The organism is Promicromonospora sp. NPDC057488 (assembly GCF_042802395.1).
In the GTDB taxonomy this organism is placed as follows: domain Bacteria; phylum Actinomycetota; class Actinomycetes; order Actinomycetales; family Cellulomonadaceae; genus Promicromonospora.
Map to the genome: position 1 here is coordinate 20,839 of NZ_JBHVEG010000051.1, position 16,209 is coordinate 37,047.

A 16,209-nucleotide genomic window follows, 5' to 3' on the forward strand; every position below is an offset into this window, starting at 1 on the left:
TGGCTCCTATCGACACCGACAGGAGACCGTCATGAACCACACCGTCCGACGCCGCGTCCTCATCGGCCTCGCACCGCTCGCCGCGGGGCTCGCCCTCGCCGGCTGCGCGAGCAGCACCGCCGCCGACGAGGGCGCCTCCCCGTCCAGGAGCGTCGTCTCCGCGGAGTCGTCGAGCACCTCCACCGACGGCGCCTACACCGACGGCACCTACTCGGCCGACGGCAGCTACGTCTCCCCGGGCGGCACCGAGTCGGTCGGCGTCGAGCTGACCATCGCCGACGGCGTGGTCACCGCCGTGACCGTCACCCCGGAGGCCGACGACGCGACCTCCGCGCAGTACCAGCAGCAGTTCGCGTCGGGCATCTCGGACGAGGTGGTCGGCGTCGCGCTCGACCAGCTCCACGTGGACAAGGTCGCCGGCTCCTCGCTCACCTCGGGCGGGTTCGAGGACGCCGTGACCCAGATCGAGGAGCAGGCCCGTGCGTGAGCCGACCATCGCCACCGCGGCCCCCGGCCGACTCGCGTTCGAGGCGATCGGCACCCGCTGGATCATCGACACGCCCGCACCGCTGCCGCACGACGTCGCGGCGGCGGTGCGCCGCGAGATCGCCACGTTCGACGCGACCTGGTCGCGGTTCCGCACCGACTCGTTCGTGCACGACCTGGCCCGGCGCCCCCGCCGGCACCACGTCGACGCCGACGGCGACGCGATGCTCCAGGTGTACGCCACCCTCGCCGAGGCCACCGGCGGCGCCGTGAACCCGCTCGTCGGCCACGCCCTGGAGGACCTGGGATACGACGCCGACTACACGCTGCGCCCCCGCACCGGCCCCCGCGGCCCGGTGCCCGCCTGGGCGGAGCTCGGCTGGGACGCCACGACCTCGACGGTCCACCCGGCCGGCTCCCTGCTGCTCGACGTCGGCGCCGTGGGCAAGGGCCGGCTCGTCGACCTCGTCACGGGCGTGCTGGCGGACGCCGGCACCGGTCCCTGCACGGTCGACGCCGGCGGCGACATCCGCCAGGTGGGCGGCGGCGGGCTGCGCGTCGCGCTGGAGCACCCCCGGGACCCGCGCCGGGCCGTCGGCCTGGTGCGGCTGCCCGCCGGCGGCGGCGCGGTGTGCGCGTCGGCCACCAACCGGCGCGTCTGGGGCGACGGGCTGCACCACGTGCTCGACGCCCGCACGGGCCTGCCCACTACCGACGTCGTCGCGACGTGGGCGGTGGCGCCCACCGCCCTGCTGGCCGACGCCGCCGCGACCGCCGCGTTCTTCCTCGAACCGGCCGCCGTCCGCGAGCTGCTGCCCGTGACCGGCGTGGTGCGGATGCCGCGCCGGGGTCCGCTGGAGGCCGTCGGGGTGGACGGGCAGGTGTTCGCGTGACCACGATCGCGGTCCCCGCGACGACCGGCGCCCGCCGGGCCTCGTCCGCTGCCCGGCTCACGGCGGCTCTGGGGCAGGTCTCGATGTACACCCTGGTGCTGACCGCGCTCGGGGTGGTCGCGGCCGCCGCCGTCGGGCTCGCGGCCGCGGGCGTGCTGGCCGCCGACCCGGTCGCGATGCTGGTCAGCGCCGCCGTGGCGCTGGCCGCGACCTGGGCGGGGACGGCCGCCGGGGCGCGGGTCGCGGGAGTGCGCCCGCACCCGGGCTCGTGGGCGATCACGGGGCTGATCCTGTTCCTGCTGCTGTGGCCCGACCTGACGCCCGCCGCCCTGGCCACGGTCGCGGTCGCCGGGCTCGTGGCCGGGCTGAGCAAGTTCGTGCTCGCCTGGCGCGGCCGGCACGTGCTCAACCCGGCCGCCGCCGGTGCGGTGGGTGTCGCGCTCGTCGGACTCGTCGTCCCCGGTATCGGCTCGGCGCTGTGGTGGGTCGGCAGTGCGGCGCTGCTGCCGGTGGTCGCGCTCGGCGCGCTGCTGGTGCTGTGGCGCACGGGACGCCTCGGCTACGCCGCCCTGTACGCGGTGCCTGCCTGGGCCCTGGCGACCGCGGGCTACCTGCTGCTCGGCACACCCCTGGCGGACGCCGCCTGGTGGGCCGTCAGTGCGAGCCCGATCGTGTTCCTGGCCGGGTTCATGCTCTCCGAGCCGCTGACGACGCCGCCACGGCGCGCGCAGCGGGCCGCCGTCGCCCTGCTCGTCGCGGTGGGCACCGCGCTGCCGCTGTTCGTGCCCGTGGCCGTGACCCCGGAGCTCGCCCTGCTGGCCGGCAACGTGCTGGCGTTCGGGTTCGGGCAGCGGCGCGGCGTCGTGCTGCGGCTGCGGACGGCGGAGCGGCGCGGCTCGCTGCTCGACCTCCGGTTCGAGCCCGCGCACCCGCTGCGTGCCCTGCCGGGCCAGTACCTGGAGGTGGACGTCCCGACGGCGGCCCGCGACGGCCGGGGCCGCCGGCGCGTGCTGTCGCTCGCGTCGGACCCGGCGTCGGGGGAGGTGCGGCTGCTGACCCGGGTGGGCGAGCGCCCCTCGGCCGTCAAGGCCGCGCTGGCGGCGCTCGCGCCCGGGGACGAGGTGCGCGCCACGGGCGTCGCGGGCGACTTCCTGCTGCCCGCGCGGGGGCCGGTCGCCCTGGTCGCGTCCGGGGTCGGCGTGACGCCGTTCCTCGCGCACCTCGCTGGGCCGGTCCCCGGGGGCCGCGACGCGGTGCTCGTGCACGCGGTGCGCGACGCCGCCGAGCTGCCCCTGCCCGAGGAGGTGCCCGGCGCGTCGGCGGTGGTCGCCGTCGTGCCGGCCGGCTCCCCGGGGTGCGGGCCCGACGGCCCGGTGCTGCGCGACGGCCGCCGTCCGCCCGCGGGATGGGTCTGGCTCGACGGGACCCTGGACACCGACGGGTCGCTGGAGGCCGCGGTCCCCGCGCTGCGGGACCGCGAGGTGCTGGTCTCCGGACCGCCCCGGGCTGTCGCTACCGTCCGGCGTCAGGCGCGCGCCGCGGGCGTGCGGCGGGTGCGCACCGACGCGTTCCTGGGCTACGCCGGCTGACGGCCCGGCCCCCTCCCCGCGCCGACCCGCGCGGGCCGTGACAACCTGCCTCCGGGGGCACACGCACGGGCGTGCGGGCCTCGTCGTCCACCGGACCCGGGAGGCACCGCATGACCGCACCGAGCGCAGCGGCGGAACCGCAGGTACTGCCGCAGGCCAGGGTCTGGGCCATCTTCGGCGGGCTGATGCTCGCGATGCTGCTCGCCGCCCTCGACCAGACCATCGTCGCCACCGCGCTGCCCACGATCGTCTCCGAGCTCGGCGGCGCCGAGCACCTGTCCTGGGTCGTGACCTCCTACATGCTCGCGAGCACCGCCACCACGGTGCTCTGGGGCAAGCTCGGCGACCTGTTCGGCCGCAAGACCCTGTTCATCGCCTGCATCCTGATCTTCCTGGTCGGGTCGATCCTGTCCGGCACGTCGCAGACGATGGGCCAGCTCATCGCGTGGCGGGCCGTGCAGGGCGTGGGCGGCGGCGGGCTCATGGTGCTCTCCCAGGCGATCATCGGCGACGTCGTGCCGCCCCGGGACCGCGGCCGCTACCAGGGGCTGTTCGGTGCGGTCTTCGGCGTCTCCTCGGTCGCCGGCCCGCTGCTCGGCGGGTTCTTCGTCGACAACCTCGACTGGCGCTGGGTCTTCTACGTCAACATCCCCGTCGGGATCGTCGCGCTCGCCGTCGTCGGCTCCGTGCTGCCCCGCATCACCACGGACACCCGGCCCCGCATCGACTACGCGGGCATCATCCTGCTCGCCACCATCTCGACGGCGGTCGTGCTGCTCACCAGCCTGGGCGGCACCACCTGGGAGTGGAGCTCCGCCCCCGTCTACGCCATGGCGGCGCTCGCGGTCGTGGGGCTGGTCGCGTTCGTGGCCGTGGAGCGGCGCGCGCCCGAGCCGGTGCTGCCGCTGCACCTGTTCCGCAACAAGGTCTTCTCGGTGGCCGCGGTCATCGGGTTCGCCGTCGGCTTCGCGATGTTCGGCGCCATCACCTTCATCCCCCTGTACCTGCAGACGGTCAAGGGCTCCACGCCCACCGAGTCGGGGCTGGAGATGACGCCCATGATGCTCGGCCTGCTGATCACGTCCATCGGCTCGGGGCAGCTCATCTCCCGCACCGGGCGCTACAAGGTCTTCCCGATCGCCGGCACGGCGGTCACGGCCGTGGGGCTCTACCTGCTCTCCCTCATGGACCAGGGCACCACCACCCTCGAGGCGGGCCTGAGCATGTTCGTGTTCGGCGCCGGACTCGGCATGGTCACCCAGGTGCTCGTCATCGCGGTCCAGAACGCGGTGAGCTACCGCGACCTCGGCACCGCGACGTCGGGCACCACGTACTTCCGCACCATCGGCTCGTCCGTGGGCGTCGCGGTGTTCGGCACGATCTTCGCCAACCGGCTCGCGGCCGAGGCCGCGACCTCCGTGCCGGACGCCGCCCAGGGCGTCTGCGGGCCCGCCGCCCTGACGGCGTCCACGCAGGCGCTCGCGCAGTGCCCGCCCGACGTGCAGAGCTGGTTCCTCGACGCGTACACGCAGGCGCTGCACATCGTCTTCCTGGGCGCGGTGCCGGTCGCGGCGCTCGCGTTCCTGCTCACGTGGCTGCTGCCCGAGGTGGAGCTGCGCACCGCCACGCGCGGCGGCGACGACGAGGCCGGCCACGCGGCGGGCGCCACCTTCGCCCTCCCGTCGTCGCGCACCTCGCTCGAGGAGCTGCGCCTGATCCTGTGGCGCCGCGTGGGCAAGCGCGACCCCCTGCGGGTCTACGACCTCGTGGCGCAGGACGTCGGCCTGACGCCCGGCCAGGCGTGGATGCTCACCCGCGTCTCGCTCAAGCACACCCGGTCCGTGCGGCTCATGGCCGAGCGCACCGGTCGCCCCGAGGGCGTCGTCCGCGACGTCGCCGACACCCTCGCGACCCGCGGGCTCGTCGCGGTCGACGGCGACACCGTCCGGGCGCTGCCCGCCGGCGACGTCGTCGCGGAGGCCATCCGGGAGGCGGAACGGGAGCGGCTGCGGCAGTACGTGGAGCAGTGGCCCGGCGGCGACGAGCCGGAGGTCGCGCAGCTTGTCGACCAGCTCACGCTCCAGATCCTGGCCGACCGGACGGACCGGTCCGGCACACCCGCCGGCTGACCGGCCTCAGCCCCGCGGCGGCGGGACCACCGCCACCGGGCAGGGGGAGTGGTAGATCAGCGCCTGGCTGGTCGAGCCCAGCAGCAGGCCGCGGAACCCGCCGCGCCCCCGCGAACCCGCCACCACGAGCTGGGCGCTCGCGGCCTCCTCGAGCAGGGCGCGGGTCGGGGCGTCGCGGACCAGCGCCTGCTTCACCTCCACGTCGGGGTAGCGGGCCTGGACGTCGGCGAGGTTCGCCTCCAGCAGCTCCGCCTGCTCCTGCTCGATCTCCGGCCACGGCCCGAGCTCCATCTCCCAGCCGTTGGGCACGGGCAGGTCGCTCCAGGCGTGCACGGCCACCAGGGGCACGCGCCGCGCGGCCGCGGCCGCGAAGGCGAACTCGATCGCCGACCGGCTGGTCGGCGACCCGTCCACGCCGACGACGACGGGCGCGTCCGGCGCGGGCGACTCCGCCTGCTCGCCGCGCACGACGACGACCGGGCTCAGCCCGTGCGTCGCGAGCGCCACCGCGATCGAGCCGATCACCAGCCCGCTGAACCCGCCGAGCCCGCGCGAGCCGACCACCATCAGGTCCGCCGCCGCGGACTGCCCGATCAGGCGCGCGGCCGGGGAGCCGGTCGCCTGCAGCATGTTGGTGCGGACGCCGGGCGCGGCCTCCTCCGCCGTCGCCACGGCGTTCTCCAGCCAGCGGTGGCCCTGCTTGATCAGCTCGTCCTCGTAGGGGGACAGGGCCGGTGCGTGGGGCACGGCCGCGGGGATCGGCGTCCACACGCTCAGCAGCACGAGGGGCACGTCCCGGCGCACGGCCTCCTGCGCCGCCCACCGGACGGCCTGCGTGCTCGACGCCGAGCCGTCCACCCCCACCACGACCGGCCTGCTCGGTGCTTCCGTCATCGGGACCCGCTCCTCACGTACGGCGACCAGGACCGTTCCTTCTTAGCACCGGCGGGGCGTTCACGCCGGGTGCGGCAGGCGGACCGTGAACGTGGTGCCGGGGGCGCCGTCCTCGTCCGCCGTGGCCGACCGCACGGAGATGGTCCCGTGGTGCTCCGTCACGATGGCCTCCGCGATGGCGAGCCCCAGGCCCGTCGAGCCGCCGGTGCGGTTGCGGGCCACGTCGCCGCGCGTGAACCGGTGGAACAGCGCGGGCCGCAGCCCGACGGGGATGCCGGGGCCGTCGTCGGTGACGTCCAGGACCACGGCGTCGCCGTCGCGCGCCAGGCCCACGCGCACCCGGGTGCCGGGCGGGGTGTGGGTGCGGGCGTTGGCGAGCAGGTTGGCCACGACCTGGCGCAGGCCCGCCTCGTCGCCGGTCACGACGAGGTCGTCCTCGCCTGCCGGGTCGGGGAGGTCGAGGGTCCAGGTGTGGTCCGGGGCGGCCGCGTGGGCATCCATGACGCCGTCGACGGCGAGCGCCGCCAGGTCGACGGGGGAGCGGTCGAGCTGGCGTCCGGCGTCGAGCCGGGCCAGGAGCAGCAGGTCCTCGACGAGGCCGGTCATGCGGATCGCCTCGGACTCGATGCGGTCCAGCGACCGTTCGGTGGTGGGGCCGAGGTCCTCGGGGGCGCGGTGCACGAGCTCGGCGTACCCGCGGATGGAGGCCAGCGGGGTGCGCAGCTCGTGGCTGGCGTCGGCGACGAAGCTGCGCACCTGGGTCTCGGAGTCGTGCCGGGCCTGGAGCGACACCTCGACGTTCTCCAGCATGCGGTTGAGCGCCGCGCCCACCTGGCCCACCTCGGTGCGCTCGTCGGTGAGGTCGGCGCGGACGCGCGGGATGGCGGCGATCGCGCCGCGGGACAGCTCGAGCTCGGAGACGCGGCTGGCGGCGGCGGTGACGTCGTCGAGCGGGCGCAGGGAGCGCCGCACGAGCCAGGCGCCGACGCCGACGGCGGCGAGCAGCGCCGTCACGCCCAGCGCCGCCTCGACCAGCACGTAGCGCTGCACGGTCGTGTCCACGGACGCCGTGGTCGTGGCGACGACCGAGGGCTGCCCGGCGGCGGTGGTGCGGTGCACGGCGCGGAACGAGCCGAGGCCGGTCACCTGGACGTCGTGCGGGCGCCCGTCGGCGGGGACGGCGGTGAGCTCGGCGACCTGCTCGTCTTCGAGCTCGACCCGTTCGAGGGAGGTGGTGATGTGGGCGGCCAGCCCTGGCTCGCCGTCGTCGTCGTAGCGCACGACGATGCTGCCGGGGCCGATGCCGGCGGGAAGCGTGGGTGTGCCGCTGTTCTGCTCCGGCTCGGGTACGGGCCGCCCGCCGGAGTCCTCGCCGGGCGGCATCACGGGGCCGTCCGTGACGCGTTCGCTGGCCTGGTCGAGACCGCGGTCCAGCTCGGTGACGAGCTGGGTGCGGAGCACCGCCGTGGAGGCCACCGCGAGGCCGACGGTCACGACCAGCACGACGGCCGCGAGCACCAGCACCAGCCGCCGGCGCAGCGTCATGGGCCGTCGGCCGGCGGGCCGTCGGGTCACCCGGACGTTGGCGGGCCGCGGGGCCGGGGTCTCAGGCACGGGCCTCGTCCGTGGCCTTCGCGACGCGCAGCACGTACCCGACGCCGCGCAGGGTGTGGATCATCGGCTCGCGCCCCTTGTCGATCTTGCGGCGCAGGTAGGAGATGTACAGCTCCACGATGTTGGCCTGCCCGCCGAAGTCGTAGTTCCACACGTGGTCGAGGATCTGCGCCTTGGACAGCACGCGCCGGGCGTTGCGCATCAGGTAGCGCAGCAGCTCGAACTCGGTGGCGGTCAGGTGGATCTCGTCGTCCCCGCGCCACACCTCGTGCGCGTCCTCGTCCAGCCGCAGGTCGCCGACGGTCAGGACGGCGTCCTCGTCGCGCGTGGTGGCGCCCCCGCGCCGGAGCAGGCCGCGCAGCCGGGCCACGACCTCCTCCAGGCTGAACGGCTTGGTCACGTAGTCGTCGCCGCCCGCGGTGAGCCCGGTGACGCGGTCCTCGACGGCGTCGCGCGCGGTGAGGAACAGCACCGGGATCCGGTCGCCGTGCTGGCGCAACCGGCGCAGCACGGTGAGCCCGTCCATGTCCGGCAGCATGATGTCGAGCACGACGATGTCGGGCACGGACTCGCGCACGGCCCGGATCGCGGTGTTGCCGTCCAGGGCGGTGGTGACGTCCATGCCCTCCAGGCGCAGGGCGGACGTCAGGAGCTCGGCGATGTTCGGCTCGTCGTCGACGACGAGCGCCCGGACGGGCGACCCGTCGGCCCGGGTCAGGCGCGGCTGGTCGGCGGTGCCGCCGTGCAGGGGTGCGAGGCTCATGACACCAGCGTGGACCCCGAGCCGGTGGCTTTCCTGTGCTGAACCTGTGGGTTGCCTATGTCATCGGCTCCCGGTGCCCGGGCGGGCGCTGGATGGAGTCGGTCCACGTTCGCCTCCACGTTTCCAGCCCACGCATAGTTTCACCCGGCACGCTCGGTTTCCTCAGTGTTCATCTGCTGGTCAGACGCCGTTCACCGCGGCGGCCCGGCCGCCAACGAGAGGAGCTGGCCTGTGCGATCAAGCTCGGCCCGCACGGCCACCGCGAGCCGGCTGCACGCGTTCAACCGGTTCGAGATCAAGTATCTCGTGCCGCAGGACCAGGCCGGCGAGCTCCGCGCCGAGCTGGTGCGGCACATGGACGTCGACGCCTACTCCGGCGACGCGGGCTACCCGATCACCAGCGTCTACTACGACACGGCGCACCTGAAGTTCTACTGGGAGAAGATCGAGGGCCTGAAGTTCCGGCGCAAGCTGCGCGTGCGGCACTACGGCACGGCCGACGACCTCACGCCGGAGTCGGACGTGTTCGTCGAGATCAAGCAGCGCGTCAACCGGGTCACCCAGAAGCGGCGGGTGGCGCTGCCCTACCGCGACGCGCTGGCGCTGTGCTCGCCGGAGGGGTACGAGCCGACGGGCACGATCAGCACCCGGGAGCGGGCCTTCCTGGACGAGGTCACCACCCTGGTGGGTGAGCTCGAGCTGCGCCCGACCGTCACGACCGGCTACCACCGCGAGGCGTGGGTGGGGCGCGAGGCGGACCTCGGCCTGCGCGTCACCCTCGACCACCGGCTGCGCGGGCGGGACCGCGACTTCCACCTCTCCTCCGAGAGCCTCAGCCGGCTCACGCTCCCGCCGCGCCTGTCGGTGCTGGAGGTCAAGGCGAACGAGCGCGTGCCCGGCTGGGTCACCGACCTGACGGCCCGGATGAGCCTCGACGTCGTCCGGATCTCCAAGTACTGCCAGAGCGTGCAGGCCTTCGGCCTGGCGCCCCGCTCGACCATGCACGCCCCCGACGAGGTCGACGCGATCCTGCGCGACCCGGCCACCCCGAACGGCGTCCCCGACGCCACCGACCGAAAGAGTGTCCTCGCCCGATGAATCTCCAAGACCTCAGCGGAACCTTCTCCGTCTTCGACGTCACGATGACGCTGGTGCTGTCGTTCGTCCTGTCCGCAGCCATCGGCTGGGTGTACAAGAGGACGCACCGCAACATCTCCTACAGCCAGTCCTACGTCCAGACGCTCGTCATCATCGGCATGGTCGTCGCCGTCATCATGCTGGTGGTCGGGTCGAACATCGCCCGCGCCTTCGCCCTGGTCGGCGCGCTGTCGGTGATCCGGTTCCGCAACGCGATCAAGGAGACCCGCGACGTCGGGTTCATCTTCCTGGTGATGGCGATCGGCATGGCGGTCGGCACCCGGTTCTACCTCCTGGCGGCGGCCGCGACCGTCGTCATCCTGCTGGTGATCTTCCTGATGCAGCGGTTCGACTGGTTCAAGCTCGACATCCAGCGCCAGGTGGTCAAGGTCCAGGTGCCGCCGGAGCCCCGCTACCAGCAGGACGTCGCCGACGCCCTGGTGCGGACGACCCGCGAGTTCGAGCTCGTCAGCGTGGAGACCGTGCGCGGCGGCGCGCTGACCGAGCTGTTCTACTCCGTGCGCCTCAAGCCCGGCGTCACCACCGCGGAGATCATCGAGGCGCTGGGCGAGATCAACTCCGGGCAGAAGGTCACGGTCCTGACCGGCTACGACCAGTCCGACATGTGAGGAGGACGACCATGACCCTGGCAGACCTGCGCAAACGCCTCCCGGTGCGGCTGCGCCAGCACTGGATCCCCCTGACCGCCGGCCTGGCCGGGGTCGTGGTCGCCCTGACCATCTTCGGTGACGTGACGGTCCGGCCGTACTCGACGAGCTCGGCCGCCGTCACCGACGAGGAACGTGTCACCGAGAACATCGAGGGCACGGTCGACCTGTTCGACGACGCCGTGGACCACGAGGTCTCGCTGTCCTACTCGCAGGACGACTACGACCGGATGCTCGACGCCTACTTCGCCGAGGGCGAGAAGGAGTGGATGACGGCCGACCTCACGATCGACGGCACCACGATCGACTCCGTCGCGGTGCGGCTGAAGGGCAACTCCACGCTGTCGTCGCTGGTCGACGACCGGGCGGGGTCCGACACCGAGGGTGAGCGGGCGCCCGGCGGGATCGGCGGGGGCATGCGGGGCGCGGTGCCGGAGGGCGGCGCCGACATGCCGCAGATGCCGGAGGGCGGCGAGATGCCCGATGGCGGCGAGGGCGGCGCGGCCGGCGGGTTCGCCGGGATGGGTTCCTCGCTCAGCACCGAGGAGCCCGAGAACCTGCCGCTGCTGGTCAGTTTCGAGGAGAACCAGCCCGGCCGTGCCTACCAGGGCCGCACGGAGCTCTCGATCCGGCCGGCCAGCGCGTCGAGCACGTCGTCGCTCAACGAGGCCGTCGCGCTGGAGCTCACGGAGCAGTCGGGCCAGCCCACCCAGGACTACTCGTTCACGACCTACACGGTGAACGACCGCCCCACGACGACGCGCCTCGTCGTCGAGAACCCCGACCCGCAGTACGCCGCCGGGCTCGACGGCGACGGGGTGCTCTACAAGCTGCTGTCCACGAGCTCGTTCACCTACCAGGGCGACGACCAGACCGAGTACGCGGACGACTTCAAGCAGGTCAACCTCAACGGCAGCCAGGACCTGCAGCCGCTCGTGTCGTTCCTGGAGTGGCTCGACGACGCCTCCGACGAGGAGTTCGCCCGGGACCTAGACCAGTGGCTGGACGTGGAGTCGTTCGCGACCTACCTCGGCACGCAGGACGTGCTCGGCAACTTCGACACGATGTCCGGCCCGGGCCGGAACGCCTACCTCTACTACGACCTCGACACCCACCTGATCAGCGTGGTCTCGTGGGACCTCAACCTCGCGCTCGGCGGCATGTCGATGCCGGGCGGCGCGGGCGGCGCGGGTGGCGGCGGGGCGGCGATGCCGACCCTGCCCGACGGCGCCGAGCTGCCCGAGGGCATGGAGCTTCCCGAAGGCATGGAGCTCCCAGAAGGTATGGAGCTCCCGGAGGGCATGGAGGCGCCCGAGGGCTTCCAGCCTGGTGGTGCGGACGGAGCCGGTCCCGGCGGGGGCGGCGGCATGATGGGCGAGAACGCCCTGGTGACGCGGTTCGAGGAGAACTCCGACCTCGCGGCGCTGATCGACCAGGCCGTCGCCGACCTGACGGCCGAGTGGGTCGACAGCGGCGCGGCCGGCCGGCTCGTCGACGAGGTCGCGGCACGCGTGCCGGTCACCGACGGCGTGGACCAGGCGACGATCGACGCCGACGCCGAGTCCGTCCGCACCGCGCTCACGGCCACGGACGAGACTGCTCCGAACGAAGCCGACCCGAACGAAGCCGACCCGGACGCCGTCGACCCGGCCGCCGGGAACGGATGAGCGAGGACAGGCCGCCCGGGCTGCGGGAGCGCAAGCGCGCCGCGGCCCGGGCGCGGGTCGAGGAGGTCGCCATCGACCTGTGCCTGCGGCACGGCTACGAAGCCGTCACGGTGGGGCAGATCTGCGCCGCGGCGGACATCGCGCAGAGCACCTTCTTCAACTACTTCGGCAGCAAGGACGCCGCCATCCTGGGGCGCCCGCCCTGCCCCTCGCCCCAGGCGGTCCAGGCGTTCGTCCAGGCGGACGGGCCGCTGCTCGGCGACCTGCTGGCGCTCATGGTCGCGGGCGCGCGGGACGCCGTCGGCGACCTGGAGCTGTTCCGGCGCCGGTTCGAGCTGATCGACGGCAACCCCGCGCTGCGCGCCCGGGAGCTGGACCGGTCCGACGCCCGCGGCTCGTGGCAGCGCGAGGCGGTCGAGCGCCGGCTGCGGCGCGACCCGCGCCTGACGCCGGACGACGTCGCCGAGCGGGCGCACCTGACCGCCGCGCTCGCCACGAGCATCCTGCGGCACGCCCTCTGGTCGGTCCGGCACAGCCCTGCCGCGCACTGGGGCGACCACCTGCGGCGGAGCCTCGGCCTGGCACAGGACCTGCTGGTCGGCCCGGCGCGGGACCGGACCCGGGCCGTCCCGCGCGGCGGGGCCCCCGGCCGCACCGCCCGGCCGGGCGGGGTCGCCCGGCGGCGGGACACATGAGACGCATAGCCTGACCACAGTTTCACCCGAGCCTCGGTCCGCACGATCGCCGGTATGGACTCATCACTCTCCTCCGATGCCGGTCCCCGACCGGCGCCCGGCGACGCCGGCCGCGCTCCCGCCGCTCCCGTGCTCGACCTCGTGATCCCCGTCTACAACGAGGAGCACGGCCTCGAGCGCGCGGTGCGCGCCGCCCACTCCTACCTGACCACCCGCTTCCCCTACCCGGCCCGCATCACCGTGGTCGACAACGCGTCGACCGACGGCACCCTCGCCGTCGCCCGCCGCCTGTTGGACGAACTCGACGGCGTCCAGGTGTTGCACCTGGACGCCAAGGGCCGCGGCCGCGCGCTGCACACCGCCTGGCTCGCCTCCGACGCGCAGGTGCTGGCCTACATGGACGTCGACCTGTCGACCGACCTGTCCGCCCTGCTGCCGCTCGTGGCGCCCCTGGTCTCCGGCCACTCGCACCTCGCGATCGGCACCCGGCTGGCCCGCGGCTCCCGCATCGTGCGCGGCCCCAAGCGCGAGATCGTCTCCCGCGGCTACAACCTGCTGCTGCGCGGCACCCTGGCCGCCCGGTTCTCCGACGCGCAGTGCGGCTTCAAGGCCATCCGGGCCGACGCCGCCCGCGAGCTCCTGCCGCTGGTCGCCGACACGCAGTGGTTCTTCGACACCGAGCTCCTGGTCCTGGCCGAGCGCGCGGGCCTGCGCATCCACGAGGTGCCCGTGGACTGGGTCGACGACCCCGACAGCCGCGTCGACATCGTCGCCACGGCGCTCGCGGACGTGCGCGGCATCGCGCGCCTTGGCCGCGACCTGGTCTCGGGCCGCCTGCCGCTGGCCGAGGTCCGCGGGCACCTGCCGGGCGCCGTCTGGGCGCCGGCCGCGGGCGACCCGGCCGGCGCCGGCCCGGGCCCCCTCGAACCTCGCCGCGCCCTGCTGCTGCACCAGCTCGTGCGGTTCGGCCTGGTCGGCGCCGCGAGCACGATCGCCTACGTGCTGCTCTACCTGCTGCTCGCTCCGGTCACCGGCGCGCAGGCCGCGAACTTCACGGCCCTGGTCCTCACCGCGGTCGCCAACACCGCGGCCAACCGCCGCCTGACCTTCGGCGTGCGCGGCCCCACGCGGCTCGGAACGCACCACGGCCAGGGGCTCGTGGTGTTCGCGCTGGCCTGGGCCCTGACCGCCGGGTCGCTGTGGGTGCTGCACACCGCGGCCCCCGACGCCGGCCGCGGCGTCGAGCTGGGCGTGCTGGTCGCCGCCAACCTGGTCGCGACCCTGCTGCGGTTCGTGCTGCTGCGGGTCTGGGTGTTCCGCCCGGGCCCGGTGTCGGCAACAGCCGCACCAGCGCCACCGGACCCCGAGCCTGCTCCGGTCTCGTCCGCCGTCCTCACCGCCGTCCCCGCCTCCGAGAGGAACCCGTCATGACCGCCGTCCACGCACACCCCGGCCCCGGTGTGCCCGTCGTCGTGCAGCCGCCCGCCGACGTCGCCCCCGACGCCGCCCCCGTGGCGACCCGCGCCCGCTGGGAGCGCCCCGCGCTTCTCGGCCTGCTGCTCGTCACCGCCGTCCTGTACCTGTGGGGCCTGTCCGCCTCCGGCTGGGCCAACTCGTTCTACTCCGCGGCCGTGCAGGCCGGCTCCGAGTCGTGGACGGCGTTCCTCTACGGCGCGTCCGACGCCGCCGGGTCCATCACCGTGGACAAGCCGCCCGCCTCCCTGTGGGTCATGGCGCTGTCGGTGCGGCTGTTCGGCCTGTCGTCGTGGTCGATCCTGGTGCCGCAGGCGCTGATGGGCGTCGCCACGGTCGGCGTCCTGTACGCGAGCGTGCGCCGTGCCTTCTCCGCGCAGGCCGCCCTGCTCGCCGGCGCCGCCCTGGCCCTGACCCCGGTCGCGGCCCTGATGTTCCGGTTCAACAACCCCGACGCGCTCCTGCTGCTCCTGCTCACCGGGGCCGTGGCCGCCGTGCTGCGCGCGGTCGAGGGCCCCCGCACCACCCGGTGGATGGTCCTCGCCGGCGCCCTGGTCGGCGTCGCGTTCCTGACCAAGCAGCTCCAGGCGTTCCTCGTGCTGCCCAGCCTCGCGGTCATGTTCCTCTGGGCCGCCCCCGTCGGCATCGGCCGCCGCATCCGCGACAGCCTGCTCGGCCTCGGCGCCATGGTCGTGGCGGGCGGCTGGTGGGTCGCGCTCGTCGAGCTCGTCCCCGCCTCGCTGCGCCCCTACGTCGGCGGCTCGCAGACCAACTCGTTCCTGGAGCTGACCTTCGGCTACAACGGCCTGGGCCGCATCACCGGCGACGAGGAGGGTTCCGTCGGCGGGGGCGGCGGCATGGGCGGCGGGTTCGGCGGCTCCACGGGCCTCACCCGCCTGTTCGACGCCGAGAACGGCGGCCAGATCACGTGGCTGATCCCGGCCGCGCTGATCCTCGCGGCCGGTGCCCTGTGGGCCCGCGGCCGGGCGCCGCGCACCGACGTGCGCCGCGCCGCCGTCGTGGGCTGGCTGTCGCTGCTCGTGGTCACCGCCGTGACCTTCTCCTTCATGGCCGGCATCTTCCACGCCTACTACACGGTGGCGCTCGCCGCGCCGGTCGCGGCCCTGGTCGGCATCGGCGGCTGGACCCTGTGGTCCGAGCGGAACCGGCCGTGGGCGCTGTGGTTGCTCGCGGCGGCGTCGGGCGCGACGACGGCGTGGGCCGTGGTGCTGCTCGGCCGCAGCGCCGACTGGCTGCCGTGGCTGCGCTGGACCGTCCTGGCCGTGGGCGTGCTCGGCACGCTGGCGCTGGTCGCGGCGGCCCTGCGGCCCCAGGCCGGGGTGCTGGCCCGGGCCGGTGCCGTGCTCGCCCTGGTGGCCGGGCTCGCCGGCCCGACGGCGTACACGCTGCAGACCGTCGCGACTGCGCACACCGGGTCCATCGTGACCGCCGGGCCGACCGTGTCGTCCGGGTTCGGCGGCATGGGCGGGGGCGGGATGCCCGGCGGGCAGGGTGGTCAGGCGGGCGGTGGCCAGCTGGGCCAGCCGCCGACCGGTGGGCAGGGTGGCCAGGCCGGCGGTGGCCAGATGGGGCAGCCGCCCACGGGCGGACAGGGCGGTCAGATGCAGCCGCCTACCGGGACCGGGGGCACCAGCCAGGACGGCACCCAGGGCACCACGCCCGGCGGCCAGGGCCAGACCGGCCAGGACGGCGGCACGGGTGGCGGCGGGGGCGGCGGCATGGGCGGCCTGCTCGACGGCGCCGACGTGTCCGACGAGGTGGCGCAGCTCCTGCTGCAGGACGTCGACGGGTACACCTGGGCCGCGGCCGCCGTCGGCTCGCAGAACGCGGCGTCCTACCAGCTGGAGACGGAGGAGCCGGTGATGGCGATCGGTGGCTTCAACGGGTCCGACCCGTCGCCCACGCTGGAGCAGTTCCAGCAGTACGTCGCCGACGGGGAGATCCACTGGTTCATCGGTGGCGGCGGGTTCGGCGGTCAGAACGGCGGCTCGTCGGCCTCCAGCGAGATCGCCGCGTGGGTGGAGGAGAACTTCACCGCCACGACGGTCGACGGCGTCACGCTCTACGACCTGACGGCCGCCACCGGGACCACCCAGGCGTCCGGCGACACGGCGGACATCTGACAGGTCAGGAAACAGCGAGATCGGCAGTCGGCATCGAGATCGGTCCAGGCCTGGACC

13 protein-coding genes are annotated in these 16,209 nt (G+C 74.4%); 10 read left to right on the top strand and 3 right to left on the bottom strand.

The features are described 5' to 3' along the window. Positions 1–31 precede the first annotated feature (31 nt). From ACFU5G_RS12900 to ACFU5G_RS12915, 4 genes are all read left to right on the top strand, one after another. The gene (locus tag ACFU5G_RS12900; RefSeq protein WP_377244728.1) at positions 32–487 is read left to right on the top strand and encodes a hypothetical protein; all 456 of its coding nucleotides are present in this window, start codon (positions 32–34) and stop codon (positions 485–487) included. Then, complete coding sequence (locus tag ACFU5G_RS12905) at positions 480–1,379, top strand: FAD:protein FMN transferase (protein ID WP_377244731.1); 900 nt, start codon at positions 480–482, stop codon at positions 1,377–1,379. The genes ACFU5G_RS12900 and ACFU5G_RS12905 overlap by 8 nt, the downstream gene beginning before the upstream one ends. After that, positions 1,376–2,968, top strand: a complete 1,593-nt coding sequence (locus ACFU5G_RS12910) for an FAD-dependent oxidoreductase (protein WP_377244734.1) — start codon at positions 1,376–1,378, stop codon at positions 2,966–2,968. The genes ACFU5G_RS12905 and ACFU5G_RS12910 overlap by 4 nt, the downstream gene beginning before the upstream one ends. Before the next feature lie 110 nt (positions 2,969–3,078). Further along, the gene (locus tag ACFU5G_RS12915) at positions 3,079–5,097 is read left to right on the top strand and encodes a DHA2 family efflux MFS transporter permease subunit (protein WP_377244737.1); all 2,019 of its coding nucleotides are present in this window, start codon (positions 3,079–3,081) and stop codon (positions 5,095–5,097) included. 6 nt (positions 5,098–5,103) lie between these two features. On the opposite strand, the gene ACFU5G_RS12920 is transcribed toward ACFU5G_RS12915, so the two are convergent. From ACFU5G_RS12920 to ACFU5G_RS12930, 3 genes are read right to left on the bottom strand one after another with little or no spacing between them, the layout of a single operon-like run. Beyond that, positions 5,104–5,991, bottom strand: coding sequence for a universal stress protein (locus ACFU5G_RS12920; protein WP_377244740.1), 888 nt, complete (start codon positions 5,989–5,991; stop codon positions 5,104–5,106). A gap of 60 nt (positions 5,992–6,051) precedes the next feature. Then, positions 6,052–7,605, bottom strand: coding sequence for a sensor histidine kinase (locus ACFU5G_RS12925; RefSeq protein WP_377244743.1), 1,554 nt, complete (start codon positions 7,603–7,605; stop codon positions 6,052–6,054). Continuing rightward, the gene (locus ACFU5G_RS12930; RefSeq protein ID WP_377244746.1) at positions 7,598–8,368 is read right to left on the bottom strand and encodes a response regulator transcription factor; all 771 of its coding nucleotides are present in this window, start codon (positions 8,366–8,368) and stop codon (positions 7,598–7,600) included. Before ACFU5G_RS12930 ends, ACFU5G_RS12925 begins: the two co-directional genes overlap by 8 nt. 231 nt (positions 8,369–8,599) lie before the next feature. Here ACFU5G_RS12930 and ACFU5G_RS12935 point away from each other — a divergent pair, with 231 nt between their 5' ends. From ACFU5G_RS12935 to ACFU5G_RS12960, 6 genes are read left to right on the top strand one after another with little or no spacing between them, the layout of a single operon-like run. Further along, complete coding sequence (locus ACFU5G_RS12935; RefSeq protein ID WP_377244749.1) at positions 8,600–9,466, top strand: polyphosphate polymerase domain-containing protein; 867 nt, start codon at positions 8,600–8,602, stop codon at positions 9,464–9,466. After that, on the top strand, positions 9,463–10,134 hold the full coding sequence (locus tag ACFU5G_RS12940) for a DUF4956 domain-containing protein (protein ID WP_377244752.1): 672 nt from the start codon (positions 9,463–9,465) through the stop codon (positions 10,132–10,134). Before ACFU5G_RS12935 ends, ACFU5G_RS12940 begins: the two co-directional genes overlap by 4 nt. Before the next feature lie 11 nt (positions 10,135–10,145). Continuing rightward, positions 10,146–11,840 carry a CotH kinase family protein gene (locus tag ACFU5G_RS12945; RefSeq protein WP_377244755.1) on the top strand — a complete coding sequence of 565 codons (1,695 nt, stop codon included), beginning with the start codon at positions 10,146–10,148 and terminating at the stop codon, positions 11,838–11,840. Then, a complete protein-coding gene (locus ACFU5G_RS12950) occupies positions 11,837–12,535 on the top strand; it encodes a TetR/AcrR family transcriptional regulator (RefSeq protein ID WP_377244758.1) in 699 nt (232 codons plus the stop codon). The genes ACFU5G_RS12945 and ACFU5G_RS12950 overlap by 4 nt, the downstream gene beginning before the upstream one ends. A 54-nt stretch (positions 12,536–12,589) precedes the next feature. Further along, the gene (locus tag ACFU5G_RS12955; protein ID WP_377244761.1) at positions 12,590–13,966 is read left to right on the top strand and encodes a glycosyltransferase; all 1,377 of its coding nucleotides are present in this window, start codon (positions 12,590–12,592) and stop codon (positions 13,964–13,966) included. Beyond that, positions 13,963–16,152 carry an ArnT family glycosyltransferase gene (locus tag ACFU5G_RS12960; RefSeq protein WP_377244764.1) on the top strand — a complete coding sequence of 730 codons (2,190 nt, stop codon included), beginning with the start codon at positions 13,963–13,965 and terminating at the stop codon, positions 16,150–16,152. Before ACFU5G_RS12955 ends, ACFU5G_RS12960 begins: the two co-directional genes overlap by 4 nt. Positions 16,153–16,209: the final 57 nt, after the last annotated feature.

Excerpts from the sequence above, each read along its gene's own strand:
- ACFU5G_RS12900 (WP_377244728.1), top strand. The coding sequence starts at position 32 with ATGAACCACACCGTCCGACGCCGCGTCCTCATCGGCCTCGCACCGCTC.
- ACFU5G_RS12915 (WP_377244737.1), top strand. The coding sequence starts at position 3,079 with ATGACCGCACCGAGCGCAGCGGCGGAACCGCAGGTACTGCCGCAGGCC.
- ACFU5G_RS12920 (WP_377244740.1), bottom strand. The coding sequence starts at position 5,991 with ATGACGGAAGCACCGAGCAGGCCGGTCGTGGTGGGGGTGGACGGCTCG.
- ACFU5G_RS12930 (WP_377244746.1), bottom strand. The coding sequence starts at position 8,368 with ATGAGCCTCGCACCCCTGCACGGCGGCACCGCCGACCAGCCGCGCCTG.
- ACFU5G_RS12940 (WP_377244752.1), top strand. The coding sequence starts at position 9,463 with ATGAATCTCCAAGACCTCAGCGGAACCTTCTCCGTCTTCGACGTCACG.
- ACFU5G_RS12945 (WP_377244755.1), top strand. The coding sequence starts at position 10,146 with ATGACCCTGGCAGACCTGCGCAAACGCCTCCCGGTGCGGCTGCGCCAG.
- ACFU5G_RS12950 (WP_377244758.1), top strand. The coding sequence starts at position 11,837 with ATGAGCGAGGACAGGCCGCCCGGGCTGCGGGAGCGCAAGCGCGCCGCG.
- ACFU5G_RS12955 (WP_377244761.1), top strand. The coding sequence starts at position 12,590 with ATGGACTCATCACTCTCCTCCGATGCCGGTCCCCGACCGGCGCCCGGC.
- ACFU5G_RS12960 (WP_377244764.1), top strand. The coding sequence starts at position 13,963 with ATGACCGCCGTCCACGCACACCCCGGCCCCGGTGTGCCCGTCGTCGTG.